Genomic DNA, 26,250 nt, shown 5'->3' on the forward strand with positions numbered 1-26,250 from the left:
GCAGTTGTTCCTGTTATGTTCTTATAGATTCCAGAGGGGCCTGGAAGAGTCAAGCGGAGTCGCAAGGAATTTATTCCTCATATTATACTTGACGTACCCACGAAATCGGATTAGGTTGATTCCATAAGGAGTTAGACCGATGTCCGTTCTTTCAGACCGCCATTTCCACGACGAGGCCGAAGCCTACAAGGTCGTTGAAGCCAGGATTTGGCCGAATGGTCCCGTTTGCCCGCATTGCGGCGGCTTCGAGCGCATCTCGAAGATGGCAGGCAAAAGCACCCGGATTGGCACCTACAAGTGCTACCAGTGCCGCAAGCCTTTTACGGTCAAGGTCGGCACCATCTTCGAGTCCAGCCACGTGCCGCTGCATTTCTGGTTGCAGGCGATTTTCCTTATCGCCTCATCCAAGAAGGGCATTTCGAGCAACCAGCTTCACCGCACCCTTGGCGTGACCCTGAAAACCGCTTGGTTCATGTCGCATCGCATTCGCGAAGCCATGCGCGACGGCAACCTTGGTCCTCTTGGCGGCAACGGTCTGATTGTCGAGGCTGACGAAACGTATTGGGGCAAGAAGGCTAATCCAGAGCCGTCTAAGCATCGTCGTGGCCGTCCTTACATCAAGAAGGGCAAGGCGGCTGAGAAGCGCGCCATCCTTGGCCTAGTCGAGCGCGGCGGCATCGTGCGCACCTTCCACGTTGCGCAAGCGACCAAGGTCAATGTTTCCGATCTGGTCGCGGCCAATATCGCCCACGAAAGCGTTCTCATGACCGACGAGAGCAATCTTTACCCGACCGTTGGCGCGACCTTTAGCAGCCACTGGATCGTCAAGCATTCGGCTGGCGAGTATGTGCGCGGCGGCGCCCACACCAACACCATCGAGAGCTATTTCAGCGTCTTCAAGCGCGGCATGAAGGGCACCTATCAGCATTGCGCCGAGAAGCACCTTCACCGCTATCTGGCGGAATTCGACTTCCGCCACAATCAGCGCGTAGCTCTTGGCGTCGATGACGAGACGCGCGCTGACCGCATTCTTGATGGCATCGTTGGCAAGCGCCTGACCTATGAAACAACTAAAGCGAGGTGAGGCACCTTATGGCGTCTGGCGACCATCCAAATACCGCCCGAAAGCCAAGCGGCAAAAAGGCAAAGCCACTTAGTCATAAAGAGCAATCCGAGCGGTTTAAGCAGATCGCTCGGGAGCTAGAGGCCGACGAGACAGGGGCTGAATTTGAGCGTGCTATTCGGCGGCTTCTGCCAGAAAAGCAGGACGCGACGGGAACTCACGTCCGGAAGAAACCAAATACTCCTTAAACCCCGTATTGCAGTAGGGGTGGGTCAACTGGTCATTGTCCGCATCACCTCTCCCGCCGTCTTGTACCCTAACGATATGGTCATCGCTCAAGGCTGAAATGGGCAGTCTGGCGTAGCAAAGCGGACAGCGAAGCGCCGACCTCAGCAACTCGCGCCGCCGCGTCGCGCCTCGGCTGTCATTCGTGAAGCGCTTACCCGGTGAATTTTCGATCTCGACGACCTCGGAAAGCCCTTTAAAGCGATGATCTGCAATCAGTTCAGCCAGGATCTCGCTGGACGCCTTGCCATTCCTAAGCCCGTCAAAAATTAGCTTGTACATTTCGAACACGGACGGCGCACTTTTCGTCCACCCGCCATACTTGCCCAAGATGTGTTTGACGATGTTGTCGTTAGCCACAAGGAACTCTTCGAATCCCGCTCTGTGAAAGCAAAAATCGATCATTTGGCCGGATGAATTGAGGTGCTGAATAAAGCTGACCATCGCCAAGAAAGCGGATGGATGATGCTTGGTGGCTCCCCAAAAATAGACCGATGGATGCAGCCCAAGGCTCGCCTTGCCGTCGCCAGAAACGTATTTCACGACGCCATAGACCTTGTCTAAAAAGCGGATCGTCTTGCTTCCATCCTCATCATTTTGCAGTTCATCAAGGGATTTTTTGGCCCTTAGGTCGTTGGCGAAATTTACCAAATCGAGCGAGATACGCAGAGCCTCAGCCGAATATGGCTTCCCGGCGATCGGCATCTCAATTGACCGCGATAAGTCGGCGTTCTCAGGCTCAAAGAGGACATCATAGATTTTCTTTGCCTTGCGCTTAATTTCCTCTCTCTGAGTTTCCTCAAACTTGGACCAGTACTCATAGCCGGTTGCGGCGCGAACGAGCGCTCGGGCTGCGATTACATTCGGCTTTCGCCGCGAGACGATCATATATTTTTCCGTCTCATTGATCTCGACGGCTCGCTGATTGATGGCGAGGAACGAGTCCTCCGCTGTATCTGCATCGCCTTCAACCCACTGAGCGTCTAGCGGCTTGCCGATATTGGATGCCCACTTGATCCGCTCTCTCGTCGGGTTTTCTTGTTGGAGGATAGTGCTGATTTCTGCGTAGCTCCCGACCTCGGTTACGACGCGGTGCCGGCATTCGTCGGCATAGTCCTTTTGTTGCTTTGGGATTTTGTCCTCGAAGAAACGCCGCGAGATTGGTCCCGCGCCGTAGTCGTCGTTTACCCATGCAATGAAGGCGCTAAGTCGATGGGCTCCGTCGATCACGAAGGTATAGCCAGCTTCTGATTTCCATAGGATAAGCGCGGGGATCAGACTGCCATTTCTGAACGCCTTAATAAGCGTGACTACGTTGTCGATATCCCAATCATTAGTCACGCGCTGGAAAGATGGCTTCCGCAGAAGCCCATAATGCAGGCGATTGGTTTGCAGTTCGGAAACAGGAATGCCGCCAGAGCCGATTGATCCCCGGCCAGTGGTGCTAATTTCCAAATCTTCGCGCTTGATCATCGCATCGAGATTTAGACGCTTAACCATCTGCACTCCCCCCACCCGCTAGCTAGCCTAGTCATAGCCTAGGCACCCCGGCTTTGCCAGTGGGTACGCGAAGTACAATATGCGGATTTATTCCTTCGCTGTTTAGCCTCCAAGAACCCGTGCCAACCGGCCCATTTGCCTCGACCGGCACGAAAGCCTATATGCCGAGGTCAAAGGAAACCTCATGGCCCGTATCTATCAGACCCGCCTCTGGCACGACCAACTCTCACCCTCGATGGAGGAGATGGAACTTCTGGCGCTGGAGGCCTACGCCCATCTGCCGGAGGAGTTCCGCAAGCTCACCGGCGAGATCATCATCCAGATCGCCGATTTTCCGACCGACGAGATCATGGACGACCTATCGCTGGAGACGCCCTTCGACCTGCTCGGCCTGTTCGAGGGGCGCGGCATCGCCGAGCGCTGGAACCCGCAGACCGGCGAAGGGCCGAACCGCATCACGCTCTATCGCCGCGCCATCCTCGACTATTGGGCCGAGAACGAGGAGACGCTGGGCGATATCGTCACCCATGTGCTGATCCACGAAATCGGCCACCATTTCGGCCTGTCGGACGACGACATGGAGCGGATCGAGGAAGCGGCGGAGCAGGCAGCGGCGGGATGAGGGCTACCAATCGCTGAGCTTGGTGCCGGGCGTATATTCCTGGCCCTCGATATCCTTCACCACGGCCTGGCCGCAGCGCATCGACTTGGTCGTCTTGTCGTAGGCATAGGTCGGCGAGCCGAACAGGTGCCAGCCCTTGTTCAGGGCCGCCGTGACCTTATGGCAGAAAGTGGAATCGTCCGGACCGGACAGAAAGCGGTAGAGTTTCATTTTCGACCCTGTCGTCACCAATGCCTGTCTGCTTTTCCTGGAATTGCTCTGCCGCATCATGCGCCGATGATTGCGGCCTTCGCCAGAAGTTTCTCGGCTTCCGCCAGATGCAGCCGCTCGACCATGCGGCCGTCCAGCGCAATGACGCTTTTGCCGGCATTTTCGGGCCGTGAGAACGCCTCCCTGACCGCCCGCGCCCTGGCCAGCGCCTCCGGCGCGGGCGCAAAGGCGCGGTTGGCCGGTTCGATCTGGGCCGGGTGGATCAGCGATTTGCCGTCGAAACCCATGGCGGCCGCCTCGGCGCATTCCCGCGCCAGGGCGTCCAGGTCGCGGAAATCATTGGCGACGCCGTCGATAACGTCGAGACCGCCGGCGCGGGCGGCGAGCACTAGCTGCAGCAGCCAGGACGTGAGATAGCGCCGGTCGGGCGTCGCCAAAATGCCGGTGGCTTTCACCAGATCGTTCGTTCCGGCCACCCAACAAGCAAGGCGGGATGCGGGATCGCGGCCAAGCTCGGCAATGGCGCCGATGTTGAGGAGCGCCTTGGGCGTCTCGATCATCGCCCAGAGTTTCACGGTATCAGGCGCGAAATTGTCGTCGAGCAGGTCGCCGGCCTCGAGGATGTCGCGCGGCGTGCCGATCTTGGGCAAAAGAATGCCGTCGGGCTCTGCCTTGGCGACGGTCAACAGGTCGTCGATGCCCCATTCACTGCCGAGCGGATTGATGCGCACCACCATCTCGCAGCGGCGCGCGGGCCGCGCGGCGAGGATGCCGGTCAGCTTGTCGCGCGCGACAATCTTGTCGGCGGACGCGACGCCATCCTCGAGGTCGATGATGACGGTATCGCAGGCGAGCGAGGCGATCTTGGCCAGCGCCTTGTCGTTGGAGGCGGGCACGTAAAGCACCGAGCGGCGCGGGCGGTAGGTCTCAACGCTCATGACCGATCTATGCCGGCTTGCAGCGGGCGAGGCAAGGCGTGGCAAGCAGCCAACCGTCAAAGCCGGCACTGTTCTTCATTGCCTGCGCGCGATCTCCCCGCAAGATGCCAGCCTGCACAAGATCTGCAAATTCTTACGGAAAACCTCCTCCAATCCGCCGCGAGCTTTCCGTTCCGGCCGGCCATACAGACCGGCATGCGAATTCATGCAAAACCCCGCCGGGTCCTGCCCTACAGGCTGCGTTGTGACGGCTGGTGGCTCTTGGAGCCGCAAAGAATGCGCGCCTCGGCGACCGTGCTGCCTTTCATGCCGAGATCGCGAGGTAGCCTTCGAAAGGCCAGGAAAGCCCGGCCATGACGGCGCAGTCTGGCGCCGTCCGGCAAAACCGGTGCGCCTGGAATTTTCGCGACCGTGCGATTGCGCCGCACTCTCGACAAGCGCGGCGTGCTTGCTAATCCTGCCGTCACTCAACCCAACATGCCGGGCCCGCTGATTCCATGCCGCACAACATCCTCGTCGCCGACGACGATCCTCATATCCGCGAGATCATCTGCTTCGCGCTGGAAAAGGCCGGCATGAAGACGGCCGCCGTCGCCGATGGCGCCGCCGCGCTGCAGGCCGTCGAGCGTCGCTCGCCCGACCTCATCGTGCTCGACATCGGCATGCCCGAGATGGACGGGCTGGAGGTCTGCCGCAGGCTGCGGCAGCGCTCCGACGTGCCGGTGCTGTTCCTATCGGCCCGGGATGAAGAGATCGACCGTGTCCTCGGCCTTGAAATGGGCGGCGACGACTATGTGACAAAGCCGTTCAGCCCGCGCGAGCTGGTTGCCCGCGTCAATGTCATCCTGCGGCGCGCACGCCCGGCGGCGGCGGAGGAAGACACTGACGACCGTCAGTTCGCGCATGGCAAGCTCGTGCTTGTTCCGGCAAGCCATGCTGCGAGCTTTGAAGGCAAGCCCCTCACCCTGACAGCGATCGAGTTCGCGATTCTGAAGGGTTTTCTCGGCCGCCCGCAGCATGTGCTTGGCCGCGATGCGGTGATGGCCAATGCTTACCAATCCACCATCCACGTCTCGGAGCGCACCGTCGACAGCCATATCCGCAATATCCGCGCCAAGCTGGCGGCGGTCGGCTGTTCGGATGCGATCGCGACCGTGCATGGCGTCGGCTTCCGGCTCGGCCGATGCGGTGGCTGAGCAAGGAGAAATGGCGGCCCAGGCTCGCCACCGTGGTCGTCGCCATCCTGATCGTGGTGATGGCGCTGCCGCTGGTCGGGCTGTTCTTCTTCCGGCTCTATGAAAACCAGCTGATCCGCCAGACCGAGGGCGAGCTCATCGCACAGGGCGCGGTGATTGCCGCCGTCTATGCCGATGCGGTGCGCGCGGCCGGCATTGCTCCGGAACGGTTGGGAACGCCGATCTCGGCCGATCCGGCAAGGGACAGTAATTACCCCTACCAGCCGATCGAGCCGCAGCTCGATCTTGCTTCCGACAATGTCATGCCGTCGCGACCGGCGGCCGTTCCCGCGACCGCCGATCCGGCCTTCGCCGCCATAGGCGCAAAGCTCGACGGCATTCTGGACGAGGCGCAGAAGACGACGCTTGCCGGCTTCCGGCTGCTCGATCCGCATGGCGTGGTGATTGCCGGCGGCGGTGAGGTCGGACAGTCGTTCGGTGAGGTCGAGGAGGTGCGGCAGGCGCTCGCAGGCGCCTATGCAAGCGAGCTTCGCTTGCGGATCCCCGACCAGCCGCCGCCGCCGCTTTATTCGGTGAGCCGCGGCACCAAGGTGCGCGTCTTCGTCGCCTTGCCGGTCGAGCTCGACGGCAGGGTCGCCGGCGTGGTCTATATGTCGCGAACGCCGAACAACATCGTCAAGCACCTCTATGGCGAGCGCGGCAAGGTCACGCTCGCGGCGATCGCGATTCTCGGCGGCACGCTGCTGATCGCGCTGGTGTTCATCCGCACCGTCAGCCGGCCGATCTATGCGCTGATCGAGCGGACAAAACGCATCGCCGCCGGCGACCGCGAGGCAATGCGGCCGCTCGCCCATCACGGCACGCGCGAGATGGCGGCGCTGTCGGCCGCCTTTCTCGACATGGCGCAAAAACTGCAGGCGCGCTCCGACAGCATCCAGACCTTCGCCACCCATGTCTCGCACGAGCTGAAATCGCCGCTGACGGCGATCCAGGGCGCGGCCGAGCTGCTCAGAGATTCCGGCGGGACGATGGACGAGACCGAGCGGCGGCGTTTTTCCAACAACATCGTCACCGATGCCGGGCGGCTCAACCTCTTGGTGCGCCGGCTGCTCGAACTGGCGCGCGCGGAAAACCTGGCGCCGAGCGGCGACAGCACGACGATCGGCGCGGCGCTGGCGCTGCTGCCGGTCGACGCCAGGCTGGAGGTGGGCGTCGAATCGGGCAGCGATATCGGCCTCGGCATCTCGGGCGAGAATCTCGCGATCGTGCTCGCCAACCTCATCGACAATTCCGCACGGCACGGCGCGAAGCAGGTGACCGTCGGTGCCGAAAGAGCAGGCGAAAGGGTGGCTCTCCATGTCGGCGACGACGGCGCCGGCATTTCGGCGGCCAACCGCGCAAAAATATTCGAGCCGTTCTTCACCACAAGGCGCGAGGCCGGCGGCACCGGCATGGGCCTCGGCATCGTGCTGGCCCTCCTGAAAGCGCATGATGGCACGATAACGCTGGTTGACTCCGAACGCGGCGCGCGCTTCGAGATCAATTTGCCGGTCGCGTGAGGACCGGCGAATCGGAGAACAAAGTGCGTTACGACATCGTCATCATCGGCGGGGCCATCGTCGGGTCCTCGGTCGCCTACTATCTGCGCCAAGAGGGTTTTACCGGCTCCATCGCGCTGATCGAGCGCGATCCGCAATTCTCGCACGCGGCGACGACGCTGTCCCTGGCCTCGATCCGCCAGCAATTTTCCATTCCCGAAAACATCCGCCTGTCGCAATTCACGCTGAAGCTGTTCCGGCGGCTGAAGGAGACTTTCGGCGCCGACGCCGATATCGGCTTTCGCGAGGGCGGCTATCTGATCCTCGCCGGCGAGGCGGGGCTGCCGATCCTCAAGGCCAATCATGAGGCGCAGATCGCCGAGGGCGCCGATATCGTGCTGGAGGACGCAGGCCAGCTCGCCCGCCGCTTCTCCTGGCTTTCGACCGAAGGCATTTCCGCCGGCGCCTATGGCCGCGGCGGCGAGGGCTGGTTCGACGCGCATGCGCTGCTGATGCTGTTCCGCAAGGCGCTGCGCGAGAGGAAGATCGACTTCATTACCGCGTCGGTCACCGGTATCACGCGTCAGGGCAATCGCGTTACCGGTGTCTCCCTCGACAATGGCGAGACGCTGGAGGCCGGCATCATCGTCAACGCCGCCGGCCCGAACGCCGGCAAGGTGGCAGCCTTTGCCGGGCTCGCGCTTCCGGTCGAGCCGCGCAAGCGAAACGTCTTCGTCTTCGAGGCGCGGGAAAAATATGCCGACATGCCGCTGCTGGTCGATCCCTCCGGCATCTATGTGCGGCCGGAAGGCTCAGTCTACCTCACCGGCGGCGCCGAGCCGGAGGAAGGCGACCATGCACCCGATCCCAAGGATTTCGAGGTCGAGTGGCCGCTGTTCGAGGACGTGATCTGGCCGACTTTAGCCACCCGCATCCCGGCCTTCGAGGCGATCAAACCGACGCGTGCCTGGGTCGGGCACTATGATTACAACACGCTCGACCAGAACGCGGTGATCGGCCCGCATCCGGAGGTGGAAAACTTCATCTTCGCCAACGGCTTTTCCGGCCACGGGCTGCAGCAGGCGCCGGCGGTCGGCAAGGCGCTCTCGGAGCTCATCGTGCATGGCGGCTATCGCACGATCGACTGCACGGCGTTCGGATATGAGCGCGTCGCGGCGGGGCGGGCGTTCAGGGAATTGAACGTCATCTGACGCATAATCGCATCGACCGACAGCGCGTTGCCGAGCGCATGCCCGCGCGCCGTATTGTCGAAAATGCACCACACCTCGGCGGCTGACGCGCCCGCGTCGGCGAGCTGGGCGCTGATCTCCAACAGCCGGCCGGCGGCGTAGTCCGAAAAATAGACATGCGGCGCGCCATGAAAGCGGAAATAGGCGAGCTCATGCCAGCCGCCGGGCGCGGAAGCGGCGGGAACTGGGGCGGGATCCGCCGCCACGCGCCCGACACGGAGGCGGCTCAGCAAAGCATCCGCTCCCGGCTCGAACCAGCTGGCGTGACGCGGTTCGCAGACCAAGCGGCAGTCGGTCTTGTCGCGCAACAAGGCGAAGAACTTTTTGGCTATCCGCCTGTCGAACTGCAGACTGGGCGGCAGTTGGACCAAGAGCGCGGACAGCTTTTCACCGAGCCCTCCGACCTCACCCATGAATGCATCCAGAAGATCATGGCAGTCTTCCAGGCGGCGCTCATGGGTCGCGGCTTTGGGGGTTTTAACAGAGAACCGAAAATGATCCGGGACCGAGCGCGCCCAGCGCTCATAGGTTTCGCGCAGATGCGGTTTGTAGAACGAGGAGTTGATCTCCACGACAGGAAGACGCGAAGCGTAACGCTCCAATTGCGAGCCTGTCGCCGGAACAGAGGACCTGTGCGCTGCCGGTATGGTCCACCCGGCTGTTCCGATAAAAGGCGTGTTTTCGACCATGTCAACAATCTGGACAGAGGCGCCTGCAGGTCAAGGCGGGGCTCAGGCAGCGAGGCGGCAGCCCAGATGTGCCTGTAGCCAGCCGAGCACGCGCGCCCAGCCCTCGGCGTGCTCCGCCGCGGCGTCCGGGAAGCCGGCGAAGCCGCCATGGCAGACGGTGAGCCGCGTGCCGGCAGAGGTCGGTTCCAGCAGATAGGCGACAGTCGTTTCGTGATGGCCGAGCGTCGGGTGATCCCAATCGTAGCGCCTCGTCTGTACGATCCTGCGCCCCGTCTCGATCTCGAGGAAGCTGCCGCTGGCGGGCAGGGCCCTGCCGTCGGCCGTCCTCACGATGACGCGCCACGATCCGCCGACGCGAAGATCGGCGGCCCAGCCGATCATCCGGTAGGTCTCGGCCGACCCCCACCAGCGTTCGACGTCGCTGGTGAGAAGCGCGGTGACGACTTGTTCCGGTGAAGCGGTAAGTTCCGCCGAAGCCATGACCGTCTCGGTGTTCGCCATGGCCCGCGGCCAGCTATGCGGCAGTATCATTCCAACCTCCTCCGCGGCTCGTTATGCGTTTCAGCCCTTCGACGGCGGACGCTCGAAACCCTTGCCGGTCTCGAGCAGGCTCTTGAGGCTCGCCAACACCAGCGGCCAGCCCTTGGCCACGTTCGGGATCAGCCGGTGCGGGCCGTCGGCCTCGTGGGTGACGGCAAGTTTCATCAGCTCGCCGTCCTGCTCGATGGTGAAGGTACAGCGCGTGTAGCCGTCTTCCTTCACCTCGGGCAGCCATTCGTTGCGCCATTTGATGACCAGACGCCTGGGCGGATCGATATCGAGGATCTCGCCCGAGTCGGCCACGCGGCCGTCCGGGAAGATCAGCTTCCAGCTCGAACCCACCTTCCAGTCGCTCTGCTGGTAGGAGCAGAGGAAGAACTGCCGGTTGAACTCCGGATCGGTCAGCGCCGTCCAAAGCTTTTCGGGCGTCGTGCGGATATAGGTGACGTAGACGAAAGTGTTGTCGCTCACGGCTCTTCCCTTTCAAGTCGTTTCTTCAGGTCGCTCAAGGCATCCAGCCGATGGCGCTCGAATTTGCCGATCCAGCGCTCGGCGATCTCGTTGATCGGAACGGGATTGAGGTAATGCTCCTTCTCGCGGCCACGGCGGACGGTGGTGACGAGGTTCGCCTCCTCGAGGATTGCCAGGTGCTTGGTCACCGCCTGGCGCGTCATGTCCATCCGTTCGCAGAGCGCGTTCAGCGTCTGTCCGTTCCTGGCATAGAGGCTATCCAGCAATTGCCGGCGGGTCGGGTCGGCCAAAGCGCGAAAGACGGCATCCATGCTCATGGCCTCAATATGCAACCATTTGGTTGCATGTCAAGCGTTGCGTCAGATCGAGCGATCACTTGCGGGTGAATGGCGTCAGCGCTTGCGGGAGAACCAGAAGGCGTCGGGCATGCGTTTCATGCCGATACGCTCGTAGAAGCCGACGGCCTCGGGCATCGAGATCAGGCTGATGGCGACGGACGTGCCGAGCAGGCGGCGTGCCTCGTCCATCAGGCCTTTGCCGATGCCCAGCCCTTGCGCCGAAGCCGATACGGCGATCTCGGAGATGTAGCAGACCCAGGAGAAGTCCGTGACGCCGCGCGCGACGCCGAGAAGCGGACTGCCGCCGATATCGAGCCGTGCCGTCAGCACCAGATTGGCATTGCCGAGCATCGCCTTCAGCCGCTTTTCGTCGTCGACCGGCCGTGTTTCGCCGAGACCGGATTCCACCAGCACGCGGCGGAACTCGGCGACATCGAGCGTGGGCTCGCTTGCGTAAAGGATCTTCGAAGTTGGCGCCATGCAGCCAAGGTGCCCGATCGGCTGGGATTTTGAAAGCAGCCGATCCCGATCTTGTGTTCGATCGCCGAAGCCACTCGCCAACACTTGCCTTTCATTTGCCGCCGGCTTTGTGTAAAGCGTGCGCAAAACTCCCCGCAGAGAGAAGACGGGTAAGGACCATGGACAAATTCACCAAGCTCACCGGCGTCGCCGCGCCAATGCCGATCGTCAACGTCGATACCGACATGATCATCCCGAAGGATTATCTGAAGACGATCAAGCGCACCGGGCTTGGCACCGGCCTGTTCGCCGAGATGCGCTACAAGGACGACGGTTCGGAGAACCCGGATTTCGTGCTCAACAAGCCGGCCTATCGCAAGGCGCAGATCCTGGTCGCCGGCGACAATTTCGGCTGCGGTTCGAGCCGCGAGCATGCGCCCTGGGCGCTGCTCGATTTCGGCATCCGCTGCGTCATTTCGACCTCATTCGCCGATATTTTCTACAACAACTGCTTCAAGAACGGCATCCTGCCGATCACGGTCAGCCCGGAAGACCTCGACAAGCTGATGGACGACGCCTCGCGCGGCTCGAACGCGACGCTGTCGATCGACCTCGAAGCCAAGGAGATCCGCGGCCCGGATGGCGGCGTCGTCAAGTTCGATCTCGACGACTTCAAGCGCCATTGCCTCTTGAACGGCCTCGACGACATCGGGCTGACGATGGAGAAGGCCGGCGCCATCGCGTCCTTCGAAAAGAAGAACGCCGAGCTGCGCCCCTGGGCCTGAGCGGGACGATTTGAACCGACAGAGCAATTCCAGAAAAGCAGTTTTCCGTTCGGAAATTGCGCAAAGCAAATACTTGGAGTGGTTCAGCTAACTGCTCCAAGCCTGGCCGGCATAAAGCCGGGTTCGTGGCGACTGAACGGAGGGACAGTCATGGCACGTTCGCTTCTTGCCGGTGCCTGCGCGCTGGCGTGGCTGCTCATGCCGGCGCCCGGCGCGCATGCGCAGACCGACCCGGTGCTCGTGCCGGCTGACGATGCGTCCGGCGGGGCCGCGGACCAGGACCCGTCGAGCACCTCCAATGCAGCCCTAGCCGACGCTGACAGCCAAGCGCCGATCCCGTTCGAGGGCGGCCAGCTCACCATCATGCAGCCGGAGCAGGACGGCGAGAAGGTGCTGGCCTATGACGGCAAAGAGCTCGCCAGCAATTACGACGTCTCGTTCGACAGGATCGTCAAGATCGGCGACGTCAGCGTGGCGCTGGTCGATGTCGGCGACGGCGGCAACCAGTGCGGCCCGGCCAAGGTCATCGTCTGGAAGCCGAAGGACGGCGAGATCCAGACGACGACGGTCGAGCAGGACGAATGCGGCGCGCCACCGGCCGCGGTTTCCGACGACGCCATTTATTTCGTGCCCTATCTGCTGCCCGGAGAGACCAAGCCGGCCTTGCGATGGTCGCCGACCGAGGGGCTGACGACATCCGGAAACCTGACCTACACGCCGGAGCCCGGCACCGACTGGAAGGATGTCGATCCGTCGAAATACGAGAACGTCATCGACGCCTTCCACAACGAGGCCGTCTACAAGGCTGGTCAGGCACTGCTCGGCAAGGACATGCCCGACGTGGCGACCAGCCTGCTGGTCGGCGGCGGCACCGAAAAGACCGCCTCCGGCGCCTTCTACGCCACCGGCTGCGTGCCGCATGACTGCGGCGGCAATGACGGCTTCATGGCGGTCGACCCGGTCAAGCACAAGGTCTATTTCGCCCGCCGCGGCGACAATCCCGAGCCGGATGCCTGGCCGCCGGTGAAGGACTGGCCGGCGGATATCAAGAAAGCGCTGGACGAGGCGCAGGGGAATTAGGTTTTTCGCGCGGCGGACAAGACTGTTCCGCCGCGATCCTTCACACCCCCCTCTGCCCTGCCGGGCATCTCCCCCGCAAGGGGGGAGATCAGCAGCTTCGTCGACGGCGCTCATCCTTCAACGTTGGCGATTGGCGAAAGCGGCGGCGAAGTACAATCTCCCCCCTTGCGGGGGAGATGGCCGGCAGGCCAGAGGGGGGTGCTGTCCCGCCAGCATCGCGTCGTCTGGCTCACGACCGGATCGCGGATGCGATTCACAATCGCCAAAACAATCGCGAGGCCGCCCATGCGCAAGCTGATCTCCACCGGTTCCCCCTTCGAGAAAACCGCCGGCTATTCGCGTGCGGTGGTGCAGGGCGGCTGGTGTTTCGTCTCCGGAACGACCGGCTACGACTATGCCACGATGACGATGCCCGACACGGTCGAGGCGCAGACGCGCAATTGTCTTGCCACCATCGCTAAGGCATTGCGCGACGGCGGCTTCGACATGGCCGATGTGGTACGGGCGCATTACTATATCACCGACCAGGCCTATGTTGACGTGGTCTTCCCGATCCTCGGCGAGGCGTTCGGGGACATCCGCCCGGCGGCGACGATGATCGTCTGCCAGCTTAACAAGCCGGAGATGAAGATCGAGATCGAGGTGACGGCGCTCAGGCGCACTGTCTGATGTCTGTCGCCCAGGCTGCGAAGCGGCTGGGCACAACGAGGGCGTGAAGCGAGGATCGGCCCATGGTCAAGGTCAGGCGCATCGTCGCCAATATCGAAACGCCCGACATTGCGGCGGCAAAGCGCTTCTATCAGGACGTGCTTGGCCTCGATCTGCTCATGGATATGGGCTGGATCGCCACGTACGGCTCGCAACAGACCATGGCCGTCCAGGTCAGCTTCATGGAGCAAGGCGGCTCGGGCACGCCGGTGCCGGACCTCTCGATCGAGGTCGACGATGTCGATGATGCGCTGGATCGCATGCGCAAGGCCGGCTTTTCCGTCGAATACGGCCCGGCCGACGAACCCTGGGGCGTTCGGCGCTTCTACGTGCGCGATCCGTTCGGACGGCTGGTGAATATCCTGTCGCATCTGTGAGGGCGCGCCTGCCGGCCTCTTGCGAGATGCAGGCGGGACAGCACCCCCCTCTGTCCTGCCGGACATCTCCCCCGCAAGGGGGGAGATTGGCGGCTTGGTCGCCTCGCTTCTTACTGCGACGTTAGGAGATTGGCGAAAGCCGTGGCGACATCGATCTCCCCCCTTGCGGGGGAGATGCCCGGCAGGGCAGAGGGGGGTGTGAAGGATCTCGGCGCTCGTCCCCTTGCGTCCAGCCCGCCTGACGTTTAGCAAGGCCGCGGTTCAATTTCCTCGGGACGGTTCTCCATGGCTTCGAAAAATCTCTTCCTGCTCGCCGGCGACGGCATCGGCCCCGAGGCGATGGCCGAAGTGAAGAAGCTGATCGCGGCCATGAACGCGAAGCTCGGCAGCGGCTTTGCAACCGATGAGGGGCTGGTCGGCGGATGCGCTTACGACGCGCATGGCGCGGCGATCTCCGATGCCGACATGGAAAAGGCTGTTGCCGCGGATGCGGTGCTGTTCGGCGCCGTCGGCGGGCCGAAATGGGACAAGGTGCCCTACGAAGTGCGCCCCGAGGCCGGGCTGCTGCGCCTGCGCAAGGACATGGAGCTGTTCGCCAACCTGCGTCCGGCGATCTGCTATCCGGCTTTAGCCGCCTCCTCCTCGCTCAAGCAGGAGGTGGTCGAGGGTCTCGACATTTTGATCGTGCGCGAGCTCACCGGCGGCGTCTATTTCGGCGAGCCTAAGCAGATCATCGATCTCGGCAACGGCCAGAAGCGCGGCATCGACACCCAGGTCTACGACACCTTCGAGATCGAGCGTATCTCCGGCGTCGCCTTCGAGCTGGCACGCACGCGCAAGAACCATGTCACCTCGATGGAAAAGCGCAACGTCATGAAGTCGGGCGTGCTGTGGAACGAGGTGGTCACCCAGACGCACAAGGCGAGGTATAGTGACGTCAAGCTCGACCACATGCTGGCCGATGCCGGCGGCATGCAGCTGGTGCGCTGGCCAAAACAGTTCGACGTCATCGTCACCGACAACCTGTTTGGCGACATGCTCTCCGACATCGCCGCCATGCTCACCGGCTCGATCGGCATGCTGCCTTCGGCCTCGCTCGGCGCGCCGGACGTCAAGACCAAGAAGCGCAAGGCGCTCTACGAGCCGGTGCACGGCTCGGCGCCCGACATCGCCGGCCAGGGCGTCGCCAATCCGATCGCGATGATCGCCTCCTTCGCCATGTGCCTGCGCTATTCCTTCGGCATGGTGGCGGAAGCCGACAAGGTCGAAGCGGCGATCGCGGCCGTGCTCGACGACGGCCTGCGCACCAAGGACATCATGTCCGAGGGCATGACCGAGGTCGGCACCGTGCAGATGGGCGACGCCATCATTGCCAAGTTCCTCGGCTGACGCCATGGCAGAGGTGGCGGTCGACGTCCGCTGGGCGACTGCCGAAGACGCCGAGGCGCTCGCCACCGTGCTTTGCGCAATGGCGGCGCACATCGATCATGCTCGGGCGACGGCCACGGCAAGGCAGTGGCTCGGCGAGGAAAGCCCGGCCTATCCGCATTTCGCGCTGGCCTTTGCGGGTGGCGAGGTGGCCGGCCTGGCCTCGGTCGCGATCGCGCATCCCGGCATCGATCTCGAGCGGCTGATGTTTTTGAAAGACCTGTTCGTGCGCGAAGAGGCTCGAAACGCGGGAGTGGGTGAGGCGCTGATCGGCTTCTCGCCGGCTATTGCCTCGACAAGCGCATCGGCCGCATCGATCTCACCACCGAGGACTGGAACGAGGGTGCGCTGCGCTTCTACGAGCGGCTCGGCGCCCAACGCCAGGGCCAGAAGGTTTTCCTCAGGCTGTCGGGCGAGGCACTAAGGACGGCGACCGCTAGAATCTGACTCCGGTCGGCACCGGTCCCCACTTGTTGTCGCCGGCCTGGGTCGGGATCAGGCCGAAAACCAGGGTGGCGAGCCAGCCGAGATAAGGCACGAAGCAGAGGATTGCGAGCCAGCCGGTCAGGCCGAGATCATGCAAACGGCGCACGACGAGCGCGACCCACGGCAGGAGCGTGAGCAGGACGTAAAGGCCGAGAAGGCCGAACATGACGACCGGTTCGTCGCCGCCGCCCTCGACATCGCCGCGCGACAGGTCCGCGGACAAGCCGACGCCGATGGCGACGACAAGACCGATCGTCCAGAACAGGCAAAAGGCCCAGAATTCCTTGCGCCGGGCGCGGTCGGAGAAGTTGACGTAGTTCGTCGTCACGCCACGCCAAAAATAGCTCCAGAGGCTGGTCGATTCCACCGTTCCGGCCTCGGCGTTGCGGCCGAAATGCGGCTGCCCCGCAAGCGAGCTGCCCGGCAGCGGACGGGCAGGGGCTGGGACGACGCTGTCCGCCGGATCGATCCCCCGGGCGCGGGCCGAGAAGACATTGCCGGCACGTTCGCCGTTCGGCTGGAACTCGACCGCCCCTTGTCAGCGCCATGTCGCGGCGCAGATCCTCGCGCGCGAAACTGTAGCGCTTGCCGTCGGCGCCGGTGATGAAACCGAAGCCCTGCTGCTCGTCATAGTGAAGAACCTCGCCGCGCATCAGACCCCCGAGCGTCGAATTCTTTCCCTTACTCGATTTGACATGGGCGCGGGCCGGCGGGCAAGAGCGATGGCGTTCAGCCGGCTATCGCAGAGGCGGCAAATCGGGATAGAAGCCGCAAGTCGCCTCACAGATCGCGAAGCAATGGCCCGAAAGGACTCGATATTGCTGCCAGAAGCGGCCGACGCTCCCGGCGGCCAAAGACGGAAAATCTGCATCGACGCGACCGGCCTGCTCGCCTGGCGCGGCGCGCTGGCCGGCATCCAGCGGCTGGAAGACTTCATGGTCAGGGCAGCGCTCGCCGATCCCAACCCGGATGTCGTGGTCGTGACGCTCGATCTCTCCAGCCATCGTTTCCGGTCGCTCGAAAAATTCGAGATGGAGCAGTTGGGTGTCAGCGAGGTCGCGCCGTTTCGGCAGCGGCCACGACTGCAAGCCGCTGCCGCGTTGCGGCAGGGGTTCGAAGCGGTGCGGCGGCATCCAATGGCCAAGAAGGAAGCCGATCGCCAGCTTGCGGGAATGGTGACCAACGGCCAACCCGGCTTCATCTTCACCGTGTCGAAGTTTTTGCTGCGGGCTTATCGCTTCTGTAGGCGAGCCGGCCTCTGGGCCGGTTTGCTTCGTCTCAATGCGGCGCAGCCGACGAAGACTGTCGAGCCTCGAACGGTGCTGATCAGCAATCAGCTGCTGGTCGGCGAGAAGTTAGCGGCGCTTTGCGCCGGCCCCGATAATATAGCCTTTCTTTGCCACGACATGATCCCGACCATGCGGCCCGACCTTGTCGCCAAGGACAAATGGCAGGCCGCCTTCGGGCCCAATCTCGAACGGCTGGTGCGGTCAGGTGCGGCGGCCTTCTGCACCTCCGACACCGCGGCGACGATGCTTGCCGATCACATGCGCAAGGCCGGCATCGACCTGCCGGTCGTGCATCGCTTCCCGATGCCCTCGCTGCTGCATGAGAAGGCCGGACGGCTGGGGATGACGTCCCGCCTCGAGGCCGGAGAGCCCTTCATCCTCTATTGCTCGACCGTCGAGATCCGGAAGAATCACATCATGCTGGCCCGCATCTGGCAGCAGGCGCTCGACGAAGGCGTTCGGTTGCCGAAGCTCGTCTGCGTCGGCCGCTGGGGCTGGATGGTCGAGGAACTCAGCGCCTATCTCAAGGCGCATCCGGGGCTGAAGGAGCAGATCGTCTTCGCGGGTCCGGTCAGCGACGAAGAGCTTATCGGCTATTATCGAAGTGCCACCTTCGGCGTTTTCCCCTCGCATATCGAGGGCTGGGGCTATGCGGCTTCGGAGTGTCTGGATTTCGGCGTCCCGGTCATCGTCTCGACCACGCCGTCGCTGATCGAAGCGACCGGCGGCCTGATGCCCGCGATCGGTTCGACCGACCAGGCTGGCTGGTATGGCGCAATCCGACGGATGACGGAGAACGATGCCTGGCGCGATCTGCTCGCTGTCCGTATCGCCGAAAAGCACAGGCCGACATCGCCTGCCGAAAGCTGGGCGGCGATAAAGACCGGGCTCAAGGCGGCCGCCATGGCCGCCAATTGACTCTTTACGCAAAGCGCGTAAAAGCCGGCAGCGAACGGGATCGTCTTTCGATGCGCGGCCATCTGGCTCTTCTTGCATTCGATGCCCCCAGCCAAGATGCACAGCATCGGGCCGGGCGTTTCGACGCGTCCGTCCGTTCTCGCAAAACTTCGGCCAAAACCACCACCAAAACGGTGTGATTCCCTTGGCCTAACCACCCTCTCCCGGGTTCGGCCCGGGGGACGGAACCCGCATGAGGCCGGCGGGTTTTCTCCAACAACCAAGCGGAGAGGGACAGGAGATTTCGATGAGTTTCAAGGTTGCGGTAGTCGGCGCCACGGGCAATGTGGGCCGCGAAATGCTCAACATTCTGGACGAGCGCGGCTTCCCGGCAAGCGAAGTGGTGGCACTGGCCTCGCGGCGCAGCCAGGGCACCGAAGTGTCCTTCGGCGACCGCACGCTGAAGGTCAAGGCGCTCGACACCTACGACTTTTCCGACACCGACATCTGCGTCATGTCGGCCGGCGGCAATGTCTCCAAGGAGTGGTCGCCCAAGATCGGCAAGCAGGGCTGCGTCGTCATCGATAATTCGTCGGCCTTCCGCTACGACCCGGACGTGCCGCTGATCGTGCCGGAAGTGAATCCGGACGCGGTCGAGCTGTTCTCGCGCAAGAACATCATCGCCAATCCGAACTGCTCGACGGCGCAGCTGGTGGTGGCGCTGAAGCCGCTGCACGATGTCGCCACCATCAAGCGCGTCGTCGTCGCCACCTACCAGTCGGTCTCCGGCGCCGGCAAGGAAGGCATGGACGAGCTGTTCACGCAGACGCGCGCGGTCTTCGTCGCCGACCAGGTCGACGTCAAGAAGTTCACCAAGCGCATCGCCTTCAACGTCATCCCGCATATCGACGTCTTCCTCGACGACGGCTTCACCAAGGAAGAGTGGAAGATGGTCGCCGAGACCAAGAAGATGCTCGATCCCAAGATCAAGCTGACGGCGACCTGCGTGCGCGTGCCGGTGTTCATCGGCCACTCGGAAGCGGTCAACATCGAGTTCGAGAAGCCGATCACCGCGGACGAGGCGCGCGAGATCCTGCGCGAGGCTCCCGGCTGCCAGGTCTTGGACAAGCGCGAGAACGGCGGCTACATCACGCCGCTGGAATCAGCCGGCGAGGACGCAACCTTCATCTCGCGCATCCGCGAGGATTCGACCGTCGACAACGGCCTGTCGATGTGGGTCGTCTCCGACAATCTGCGCAAGGGCGCGGCGCTCAACGCCGTGCAGATCGCCGAGCTGCTGGTCGAGCGGGGCCTCATCCAGCCGAAGAAGAAGGCGGCTTAATTTCGCTCACGCGCCGCACCGCCGCTTCGCGGCTGGCCCTCCGCGAGGGCGCCGGACGACCGGCGGCCCGCGGTCGCGGGCTCGGCCTTCGGCCGGGGCGCCTTCTTCCTTCTCCCCGTTCAACGGGGAGAAGGTGCCCGAAGGGCGGATGAGGGGCAGCGCCGGCATGTCCAGTTTAGCTTAATCTTGCTGCGCTTAGCCAGAAGCTCGGATGCCGCCAGATATTCTCTACGTGCTGCGACGCTGAGTTTCCGCACCGCCGTCCTGCGCCAACTGCTTCAACATCGCCAATGCCTCCTCGGCCCGGTCGGCCGGGACGAACAGATGGTCATGATAGAAGGCCGAGACCGGATTGACGCCCATGCCAGCGGCGGCGAGCCGCGTCGTGATCGCGGCGAGAAAGCCGACGGCCTCCAGCGAGGAATGGATGTCGAGCGTGATCATCCGGCAGCGGAACGTGCCGTCGAGGCCGGCCGCCCAGGCCTGCTCCTCGGCGACGATCAGCGTCGTTCCCTCCCGCTCGCGAAAGACCATCACCGGGTCGAGGCCGACGGGCACGGCCAAACCCGGCGCCAGCGTCGCGAAGACATGGACATCGGGAAGCAGTTGCGGCGTCATGGACGCCAGTAGCCTTTGCAGATTGGTCTCGCCGGTCATTTTCGCTCCTTCCATTCTCATTCAACCACGCGTTTGAAAAAAGCGCACCGACCCTTGTCGGATTGCCGCCCCGGCCGCCGTCCTTGGCTCGAAGCTGGCAAAACAGCCAGGCTCCAACAAAGGAGGGAACACCGATGAGCATTTCAGAAGCCGCGCCGGTTTCGAACGGCGCCTTGTGGACCGGGCGCGTGCTCAGCGCCATTGTCATCCTTTTCATGATCTTCGACGGGCTCATCAAGCTGCCGCCACTGCAAGTCGTCACCGAGACGATGACGCAGCTCGGCTGGCCAGCCGACCCAAACATCGCGCGGCTGCTCGGCATCGTCGGGCTGATCTCGACCGCGCTTTATGCGCTGCCGCGCACGTCCGTGCTCGGCGCCATCCTGCTCACCGCCTATATGGGCGGCGCCATTTCCACGCATGTGCGCATCGCAAACCCGCTTCTCTCGCACACGCTGTTCGGCGTCTATCTTGCTGTTGTCCTGTGGGGCGGCCTCTATCTGCGCGACGCCAGAGTGCGCGCGCTGATCCCGTTCAGCCGCTGAGGCGGCTCATTCTGGCGATCCCACCGGCTGCGGCGACCGCAAGGGCTTTGAAGCCGGCTGTGCCAAGCTGCGTTACCGAACGCTAATTCGTCAGCACTCTCAACGCTGTCGAGGCCGGTTGGCGCAACTCGCGCCGGCGTTCGAAACAGCAATATTCGTTCCCTTCGGGATCAAATTAGCCGTTTGCGAGTTAAAGCTTGGCGGCGAGGACGGCGATCCCGTGAGAGAGGAACTGAAATGAAGAAAGCGATTACCATTCTGGTGCTGACGGTGGCGCTGGGCGCCTGTTCGCAGACGGAAAAAGGAGCGGCGATCGGCGGCTTGGGCGGTGCTGCGGTCGGTGCGGCCGTCGCCAATGACCCGGTCGAGGGCGCAGTGGTCGGTGGCGCTGTCGGCGCCGTGGCCGGCGCGTTGATCGGCCGTGCCAGCGAAAGCGGCAAATGCCGTTATCGGGACCGCTACGGGCGCGTCTATATCGCTCGTTGCCCGTCGGGATATTGAGGTTTCAACAGGTCCGATCAAAAAAGAACGGCGGGGTCAGCCCGCCGTCCTTTTGACCGGGGCCGAGATTACTCGGCGGTCGCGGCTTCCGCCTCGGCGGGTGCTGCGGACGCGGCCGCAACGGCAGCGGCGGCGTCTTCCTGCGCCTTCTTCAGCAGCGCGGCGCGCTCCTGCGCCTTCTTGCCGGGCTGTGCCTTGTTCGGGTTCGAGCGGGCTTCGCGCTTGGCGAGACCGGCCTCGTCGAGGAAGCGCAGAACGCGGTCGGTCGGCTGGGCGCCGTGCGAGAGCCAGTGCTTGACGCGGTCGGCGTCAACCTTGACGCGCTCGCCGTCCTTCGGCAGCAGCGGGTTCCACGAGCCGAGCGACTCGATGAAACGGCCGTCGCGCGGCGAACGGGCGTCGGCGACGACGACGTGGTAGTAGGGACGCTTCTTCGAGCCCGCACGGGCCAGTCTGATCTTCAGTGCCATTCTTTATCTCCTAACAAGCTCTGAGTTCGTTGATCGGTTGCGGCTTTGTCCTTGTGCAAGTCGTTATCCCAAAACCGCTGCTCAGTTTTGGGCGACATGCACCAGCTTCAGCCGGTTTTCGTCACGCCGTTGTTAGCGGCGATCTGTTCGTGATGCCGGATGACTTCGCGGATGACGAAGTTCAGAAATTTCTCCGCGAAATCCGGATCGAGATGCGCATCCTTCGCCAGTTGGCGCAGGCGGGTGATCTGCTGCTGCTCGCGCGCCGGATCGGCGGGCGGCAGGCCATGCTCGGCCTTCAGCACGCCGACCGCCTTGGTGCAGCGGAAGCGCTCGGCCAGCATATGGATGAGGGCGGCGTCGATGTTGTCGATCGAAGCGCGGTAGCCCGCCAGAACGGCGCGTGCCTCGGCCATGTCCTTCTCCTCGTTCATCTGCCCCCTCACTTCTTCTTGCCAAGGCCAGGCAGCCCGCCGCCGCCGAGACCGGGAAGGCCCGGGAGTTTCATGCCGCCGGGCAGGCCCGGCAACCCACCGCCGCCCGGAAGTCCGCCGGGCAGGCCGCCCGGCAGGCCTTTGCCGAGACCGGCAGCCTGGGCCTGCTTCTGCAACGCCTCCAGCTGCTTGGGATCCATCTTCGAGAGATCCGGCATACCCCCCATGCCGCCGGGCATCATGCCGCCAAGGCCCATCTTCGAGGCCAGGCCGCCCATCATGCCGCGCATCAGGCCGCCGCCTTTGCCCTTGCCGCCCATCGCCTTCATCATGTCGGCCATGCCGCGATGCATCTTCAAGAGCTTGTTGATCTCGGCCGCGTCGGTGCCGGAGCCGGCGGCGATGCGCTTCTTGCGCGAGTGCTTCAGGATATCGGGGTTAGCGCGCTCGGCCCTGGTCATCGAGGAGATGATGGCGAGCTGGCGGCGGAACATCTTGTCGTCGAAGCCGGCCGCGGCGAGCTGATCCTTCATCTTGCCCATGCCGGGCATCATGCCCATGATGCCGCCCATGCCCCCCATCTTCGACATCTGCTGAAGCTGCGCGGCAAGGTCGTTCAGGTCGAACTTGCCCGACTGCATCTTCTTGGCCATCGCCGCCGCCTGCTCGGCGTCGATGGTCTCGGCGGCCTTCTCGACGAGGGAGACGATGTCGCCCATGCCGAGGATGCGGTCGGCGATGCGCTTGGGGTGGAATTCCTCCAGCCCGTCCATCTTTTCGCCGGTGCCGATCAGCTTGATCGGCTTGCCGGTGACGGCGCGCATGGAAAGCGCGGCGCCGCCGCGGCCGTCGCCGTCCATGCGGGTCAGCACAAGGCCGGTGATGCCGACGCGCTCGTCAAAGCTTTTGGCGAGATTGACGGCATCCTGGCCGGTCAGCGAGTCTGCGACGAGCAGGATCTCGTGCGGCGACGACACCTTCTTGATGTCGGCCATCTCGACCATCAGCGGCTCGTCGATATGGGTGCGGCCGGCGGTGTCGAGGATGACGACGTCGTGGCCGCCTAGCCTGGCCGCCTGCACGGCGCGTTTGGCGATATCGACCGGGCTCTGGCCGGCGATGATCGGCAGCGTGGCCACCTTGGTCTGCTCGCCGAGCTGGCGCAGCTGCTCCTGCGCGGCCGGACGCCGCGTGTCGAGCGAGGCCATCAGGATTTTCTTGTTCTGACGCTCAGTGAGGCGCTTTGCGATCTTGGCCGAGGTCGTCGTCTTGCCGGAACCCTGCAGGCCAACCATCATGACGACGACGGGCGCCGGCGCATTGAGGTCGATGGCGACGCCTTCGGCACCGAGCATATCGACCAGCTCGTCATGGACGATCTTGACGACCATCTGTCCGGGCTTGATCGACTTCAGCACCGCGGCGCCGACCGCCTTCTCGCGCACCTTGTCGGTGAAAGAGCGAACCACCTCCAGCGCCACATCGGCCTCAAGCAGCGCGCGGCGCACCTCGCGCAGCGCCGCCGAGACATCCGCCTCGGACAGCGCACCGCGGCCGGTCAGGCCGTTCAGGATGGAGCCAAGGCGCTCTTGCAGGGACTCAAACATTGATCAGACCGCCGTGCGAGAGCGCCTTGGATTCATGCCGATGCCTGTCGGGCCTGCGGCCCTCCACGCCTCTTGTGCGCTCCTGCAGTGATTCAAACATCTTGCTTCCTTCGATCTCGGGTCATTCGACCCGAGAGGTAGTGCGTTCGCGCCAGGTCGCCAAGCAAAGCACAAAGCCAAAAAGCACCCGGGGGCGCATCGCGCTGCCGGGTGTTGGCCTCCAGGATCGGTTTACGGCTCTCGCCTCAAAAGAGGCTTCGGCGTCCTGGTCGGCTTTCGCGGAGAGGGTCTCGTCGCGGAATTCGTGCGTGTCTAGACAGGAAATCGGCGGCAGAGTCAAGGCTGGGGGCGTTTTGAAGACCAAAAGCGCCGCGCCCAGAGGCGGTTCAGGGCAGCTCTTCGCCATCCAGGATACGCGCATAGAGATCGAGATAGCCGTTTGCCGTCTTCGCGATCGGAAACCGCGCGGCGGCGGATGCACGGCACTGCTCAGGCGACAAGCCGGCGATGTCGGCCAAGGCCTGGGCGAACTCGGCATCGGCGTCGAAGAGGCGTCCTGTGGCGTCGTCGACGATTTCGGGCAGCGCCCCGCGCGGCGTCGTCAGCACCGGCGTGCCGCACAGCATCGCTTCGACCGGCGCCATGCCGAACGGCTCTTCCCAGGCGATCGGGTTGAGAAAAGCCCTGGCTTCTCCGAGCAGGCGCAGCTTCTCATCGCCGTCGATGGTGCCGTGGTAGCGGAACCGACGGCCGAGGCTCTTGAAGAAGACACCCTGGCGGCGAACCTTGGTGCGCTGCAGGAGCTGCCAGCGCGAGCCGCCCGCGATATCGAGCTGGAAATCGAAGGCGCGCGCGAGATCGACAGCCCGGTTGAGGTTCTTACCGGCGCGGGCGATGCCAGCCAGAAACAGCAGCCTGTCCGTCTTGCCGGCGGACAGCCGGTAGGCGTCGACCGGAAAGCCGTTATAGACGAAGGTTGCCCGCCCGTGGTTGCGCGCATGGCTGGCGCTGACGAAGTTCCAGTTCTGCCTGCTTTCCGTGAATTTCGGGTCAAAGCCGTGCATCGTATAGAGCGCCGGTCGCGAAACCTCGATGTACCAGCCATTGAAATGCACGATGTCGGTGTCGGCCGGAATCGCGGCGCGGCATTCGGCGGCCGAAGACGCCTGCCGCACTTCGCATAGCGGATGGCTCGAGCCGCGACCGGCGATCAGGACCACCTTGTGGCCGAGACGCGAAAGCTCTTTTGCCAGCCAGTCGACCTGCCGCTCAGTGCCGCCATAGCCTTTGCAGGGGATGGTGCGCTCCGCCACAAGCGTGATGCGCATCAGGTTAGCCCGTAGGTTTTCTGCTTGATTATGATCCGATCCAGAAACCGGTTTCCGCTTTTTTGGATCATGGCTCGTCCGGCCCGACCTTCAGGGGGGAGCGGCGATGCAGAAGCAAGAGCAGAGTCAGCAGCGTGCTTACGATGCCGATCGCGGCGATCAGAACGGCGTCCCAATTGGTCCAGCCAGGGCCTTCGAGCGGCTTGGCGTTCAACAGGGCGAAGGAATTGTAGCTCTGCTGGTGCGAGATGAGCAGGAAGCCGGTCAGGTTGTTGCCGAGATGGGCACCGAATGCAGCGCCGAGATTGCCGGTCACATAGACCAGCAGCGTCAGCAGCAGCGCGAAGGCGGCGATCGAGACCAGCACGCAGGCGTTGATGGCAAGCGTCGAGGCCGGACTCCAGTGCAAGGCGGTGAACAGAAGCCCCGGCAGCGCGGCCCAGATCAGCGGGCTGCCAAAGCGGCTGGCGAGGCCACGCTGCAGATAGCCACGAAACAGAGCCTCCTCGGATGAGGTCTGCAGAAAGGCGAGCGGCACGATCGCTAGAAGGAAGAGCAGCCAGGACGAGAAGGCGATCGATCCGCGGACGATCTCCGGCTGCAGCCAATAGAGCAGCACCTCGGAGAACAAGGAGGTGATCAGAACCGCGACCAGGCCTTTGAGGAACCCGCCGCGCGAGATGCGGCGGTCTGCGCCGATCAGCGCCGAGAGCGGCTCGCCATGAACGAAGCGCATCGCCGCCCAAAGACCGATCCATATGCCGGCAAACGACGCCAGCGCGGTGAGGATGCCGGCGGGCGAGGCAAGGAAATCCTGGATCGGCTGTCCGGTCGCCGGGCCGGGGAGGCGCAAGACGATGAAGGCGGCGGTGCCGGCGACGAGCACGACCAGCGTCATGGCGAGCCAGAAGAGAACGACGATCGCGGTTCCGAGCAGGAGCCGGAGCAGGGTGGTCTTGTCGTTCGGCGAGCGCCGGTAGCGCTCGAAGGCGGCGTTGTCGATGATCACACGGGGTCCCCTGCCGGCGCTTTCAGGTCGCATGATCTAGGGGATCGGCGTTTTCGGCGCAATCGCTCCCGTCAAATCCAGCAGCGGGTTGGGCCGCTTCGACCGCAGGGGAGGATCGAAACTACCGGCGGATTGAGATTTGCCACGGATTTCCATGTCGCTGCAGGGCCACCCGTCAAACCCCGCGCCGGGACTCCGAACGGATCGA

General features: G+C 63.5%; 30 protein-coding genes. 15 read left to right on the forward strand and 15 right to left on the reverse strand.

Annotation, left to right across the window (positions count from 1 at the left end; translation table 11 throughout):
• Window positions 1-139 precede the first annotated feature (139 nt).
• On the forward strand, window positions 140-1,084 hold the full coding sequence (locus CK220_RS00415) for an IS1595 family transposase (protein WP_095809689.1): 945 nt from the start codon (window positions 140-142) through the stop codon (window positions 1,082-1,084).
• A 153-nt stretch (window positions 1,085-1,237) separates the two neighbouring features.
• On the opposite strand, the gene CK220_RS00420 is transcribed toward CK220_RS00415, so the two are convergent.
• Complete coding sequence (locus CK220_RS00420) at window positions 1,238-2,848, reverse strand: DUF262 domain-containing protein (RefSeq protein ID WP_095809690.1); 1,611 nt, start codon at window positions 2,846-2,848, stop codon at window positions 1,238-1,240.
• A gap of 184 nt (window positions 2,849-3,032) precedes the next feature.
• Between CK220_RS00420 and CK220_RS00425 the strand changes: the two genes are divergently transcribed.
• Window positions 3,033-3,470: a metallopeptidase family protein gene (locus CK220_RS00425; RefSeq protein ID WP_095809691.1), complete on the forward strand. Its 438-nt coding sequence runs from the start codon at window positions 3,033-3,035 to the stop codon at window positions 3,468-3,470.
• A gap of 3 nt (window positions 3,471-3,473) precedes the next feature.
• Here CK220_RS00425 and CK220_RS00430 read toward each other — a convergent pair whose 3' ends face one another.
• Both CK220_RS00430 and CK220_RS00435 read right to left on the reverse strand, forming a co-directional pair.
• Window positions 3,474-3,680, reverse strand: a complete 207-nt coding sequence (locus CK220_RS00430) for a DUF1737 domain-containing protein (RefSeq protein ID WP_095809692.1) — start codon at window positions 3,678-3,680, stop codon at window positions 3,474-3,476.
• A gap of 56 nt (window positions 3,681-3,736) precedes the next feature.
• Window positions 3,737-4,618, reverse strand: a complete 882-nt coding sequence (locus CK220_RS00435) for a CoA ester lyase (protein ID WP_176478954.1) — start codon at window positions 4,616-4,618, stop codon at window positions 3,737-3,739.
• A gap of 497 nt (window positions 4,619-5,115) precedes the next feature.
• On the opposite strand from CK220_RS00435, the gene CK220_RS00440 reads away from it, so the two are divergent.
• The 3 genes from CK220_RS00440 to CK220_RS00450 are packed head-to-tail and all read left to right on the forward strand — an operon-like array spanning window position 5,116 to window position 8,563.
• Window positions 5,116-5,814 carry a response regulator transcription factor gene (locus CK220_RS00440; RefSeq protein ID WP_095809693.1) on the forward strand — a complete coding sequence of 233 codons (699 nt, stop codon included), beginning with the start codon at window positions 5,116-5,118 and terminating at the stop codon, window positions 5,812-5,814.
• Window positions 5,802-7,373, forward strand: coding sequence for a HAMP domain-containing sensor histidine kinase (locus tag CK220_RS00445; RefSeq protein ID WP_095809694.1), 1,572 nt, complete (start codon window positions 5,802-5,804; stop codon window positions 7,371-7,373). Before CK220_RS00440 ends, CK220_RS00445 begins: the two co-directional genes overlap by 13 nt.
• A 23-nt stretch (window positions 7,374-7,396) precedes the next feature.
• Complete coding sequence (locus tag CK220_RS00450; protein ID WP_095810228.1) at window positions 7,397-8,563, forward strand: FAD-binding oxidoreductase; 1,167 nt, start codon at window positions 7,397-7,399, stop codon at window positions 8,561-8,563.
• On the opposite strand, the gene CK220_RS31755 is transcribed toward CK220_RS00450, so the two are convergent.
• The 5 genes from CK220_RS31755 to CK220_RS00470 form a co-directional block, all read right to left on the reverse strand.
• On the reverse strand, window positions 8,482-9,291 hold the full coding sequence (locus tag CK220_RS31755; protein ID WP_176478955.1) for a DUF72 domain-containing protein: 810 nt from the start codon (window positions 9,289-9,291) through the stop codon (window positions 8,482-8,484). The two genes, CK220_RS00450 and CK220_RS31755, sit on opposite strands and share 82 nt — an antisense overlap.
• A gap of 42 nt (window positions 9,292-9,333) precedes the next feature.
• Window positions 9,334-9,822, reverse strand: a complete 489-nt coding sequence (locus CK220_RS31760; protein WP_176478956.1) for an SRPBCC domain-containing protein — start codon at window positions 9,820-9,822, stop codon at window positions 9,334-9,336.
• Between the two features lie 30 nt (window positions 9,823-9,852).
• On the reverse strand, window positions 9,853-10,302 hold the full coding sequence (locus CK220_RS00460; RefSeq protein WP_095809695.1) for an SRPBCC family protein: 450 nt from the start codon (window positions 10,300-10,302) through the stop codon (window positions 9,853-9,855).
• A complete protein-coding gene (locus CK220_RS00465) occupies window positions 10,299-10,619 on the reverse strand; it encodes a metalloregulator ArsR/SmtB family transcription factor (RefSeq protein ID WP_095809696.1) in 321 nt (106 codons plus the stop codon). The genes CK220_RS00460 and CK220_RS00465 overlap by 4 nt, the downstream gene beginning before the upstream one ends.
• 75 nt (window positions 10,620-10,694) lie before the next feature.
• Window positions 10,695-11,120 carry a GNAT family N-acetyltransferase gene (locus CK220_RS00470; protein ID WP_095809697.1) on the reverse strand — a complete coding sequence of 142 codons (426 nt, stop codon included), beginning with the start codon at window positions 11,118-11,120 and terminating at the stop codon, window positions 10,695-10,697.
• A gap of 158 nt (window positions 11,121-11,278) precedes the next feature.
• Between CK220_RS00470 and leuD the strand changes: the two genes are divergently transcribed.
• From leuD to CK220_RS00505, 6 genes are all read left to right on the forward strand, one after another.
• Window positions 11,279-11,884 carry a 3-isopropylmalate dehydratase small subunit gene (gene leuD / locus CK220_RS00475; RefSeq protein ID WP_066991643.1) on the forward strand — a complete coding sequence of 202 codons (606 nt, stop codon included), beginning with the start codon at window positions 11,279-11,281 and terminating at the stop codon, window positions 11,882-11,884.
• Between the two features lie 150 nt (window positions 11,885-12,034).
• Entirely contained in the window at window positions 12,035-12,964 is a 930-nt protein-coding gene (locus CK220_RS00480; protein WP_095809698.1) for a hypothetical protein, read from the forward strand.
• A 285-nt stretch (window positions 12,965-13,249) separates the two neighbouring features.
• The gene (locus CK220_RS00485; RefSeq protein ID WP_095810229.1) at window positions 13,250-13,633 is read left to right on the forward strand and encodes a RidA family protein; all 384 of its coding nucleotides are present in this window, start codon (window positions 13,250-13,252) and stop codon (window positions 13,631-13,633) included.
• Between the two features lie 62 nt (window positions 13,634-13,695).
• Entirely contained in the window at window positions 13,696-14,049 is a 354-nt protein-coding gene (locus CK220_RS00490) for a VOC family protein (protein ID WP_095809699.1), read from the forward strand.
• Between the two features lie 285 nt (window positions 14,050-14,334).
• The gene (gene leuB / locus CK220_RS00500; protein ID WP_095809700.1) at window positions 14,335-15,438 is read left to right on the forward strand and encodes a 3-isopropylmalate dehydrogenase; all 1,104 of its coding nucleotides are present in this window, start codon (window positions 14,335-14,337) and stop codon (window positions 15,436-15,438) included.
• Window positions 15,439-15,442: 4 nt separating this feature from the next.
• Window positions 15,443-15,901, forward strand: coding sequence for a GNAT family N-acetyltransferase (locus CK220_RS00505; RefSeq protein ID WP_245428883.1), 459 nt, complete (start codon window positions 15,443-15,445; stop codon window positions 15,899-15,901).
• 12 nt (window positions 15,902-15,913) lie between these two features.
• Here CK220_RS00505 and CK220_RS32910 read toward each other — a convergent pair whose 3' ends face one another.
• Window positions 15,914-16,330, reverse strand: a complete 417-nt coding sequence (locus CK220_RS32910) for a DUF805 domain-containing protein (protein ID WP_348629637.1) — start codon at window positions 16,328-16,330, stop codon at window positions 15,914-15,916.
• A 451-nt stretch (window positions 16,331-16,781) separates the two neighbouring features.
• Here CK220_RS32910 and CK220_RS00515 point away from each other — a divergent pair, with 451 nt between their 5' ends.
• Entirely contained in the window at window positions 16,782-18,170 is a 1,389-nt protein-coding gene (locus CK220_RS00515; protein WP_245428886.1) for a glycosyltransferase, read from the forward strand.
• Between the two features lie 286 nt (window positions 18,171-18,456).
• The gene (locus tag CK220_RS00520) at window positions 18,457-19,491 is read left to right on the forward strand and encodes an aspartate-semialdehyde dehydrogenase (protein WP_067323616.1); all 1,035 of its coding nucleotides are present in this window, start codon (window positions 18,457-18,459) and stop codon (window positions 19,489-19,491) included.
• Window positions 19,492-19,719: 228 nt separating this feature from the next.
• Here the strand turns inward: CK220_RS00520 and CK220_RS00525 are convergent, their stop codons facing one another.
• Window positions 19,720-20,148, reverse strand: a complete 429-nt coding sequence (locus CK220_RS00525; RefSeq protein WP_095810230.1) for an ACT domain-containing protein — start codon at window positions 20,146-20,148, stop codon at window positions 19,720-19,722.
• Between the two features lie 134 nt (window positions 20,149-20,282).
• Between CK220_RS00525 and CK220_RS00530 the strand changes: the two genes are divergently transcribed.
• On the forward strand, window positions 20,283-20,693 hold the full coding sequence (locus tag CK220_RS00530; protein WP_095809702.1) for a DoxX family protein: 411 nt from the start codon (window positions 20,283-20,285) through the stop codon (window positions 20,691-20,693).
• Between the two features lie 237 nt (window positions 20,694-20,930).
• Window positions 20,931-21,194 carry a YMGG-like glycine zipper-containing protein gene (locus CK220_RS00535; protein ID WP_066991674.1) on the forward strand — a complete coding sequence of 88 codons (264 nt, stop codon included), beginning with the start codon at window positions 20,931-20,933 and terminating at the stop codon, window positions 21,192-21,194.
• A 68-nt stretch (window positions 21,195-21,262) separates the two neighbouring features.
• Here the strand turns inward: CK220_RS00535 and rpsP are convergent, their stop codons facing one another.
• From rpsP to CK220_RS00565, 5 genes are all read right to left on the reverse strand, one after another.
• Window positions 21,263-21,664, reverse strand: coding sequence for a 30S ribosomal protein S16 (rpsP, locus tag CK220_RS00540; protein WP_095809703.1), 402 nt, complete (start codon window positions 21,662-21,664; stop codon window positions 21,263-21,265).
• 107 nt (window positions 21,665-21,771) lie between these two features.
• Window positions 21,772-22,098, reverse strand: a complete 327-nt coding sequence (locus tag CK220_RS00545; protein ID WP_095809704.1) for a chorismate mutase — start codon at window positions 22,096-22,098, stop codon at window positions 21,772-21,774.
• An 8-nt stretch (window positions 22,099-22,106) separates the two neighbouring features.
• Window positions 22,107-23,705: a signal recognition particle protein gene (gene ffh / locus CK220_RS00550; protein ID WP_095809705.1), complete on the reverse strand. Its 1,599-nt coding sequence runs from the start codon at window positions 23,703-23,705 to the stop codon at window positions 22,107-22,109.
• Window positions 23,706-24,091: 386 nt separating this feature from the next.
• Entirely contained in the window at window positions 24,092-25,033 is a 942-nt protein-coding gene (locus tag CK220_RS00560) for a glycosyltransferase (RefSeq protein ID WP_095809706.1), read from the reverse strand.
• Window positions 25,034-25,100: 67 nt separating this feature from the next.
• On the reverse strand, window positions 25,101-26,042 hold the full coding sequence (locus CK220_RS00565) for a CPBP family intramembrane glutamic endopeptidase (RefSeq protein ID WP_095809707.1): 942 nt from the start codon (window positions 26,040-26,042) through the stop codon (window positions 25,101-25,103).
• Window positions 26,043-26,250: the final 208 nt, after the last annotated feature.

The organism is Mesorhizobium sp. WSM3860 (assembly GCF_002294995.1).
GTDB lineage: Bacteria > Pseudomonadota > Alphaproteobacteria > Rhizobiales > Rhizobiaceae > Mesorhizobium.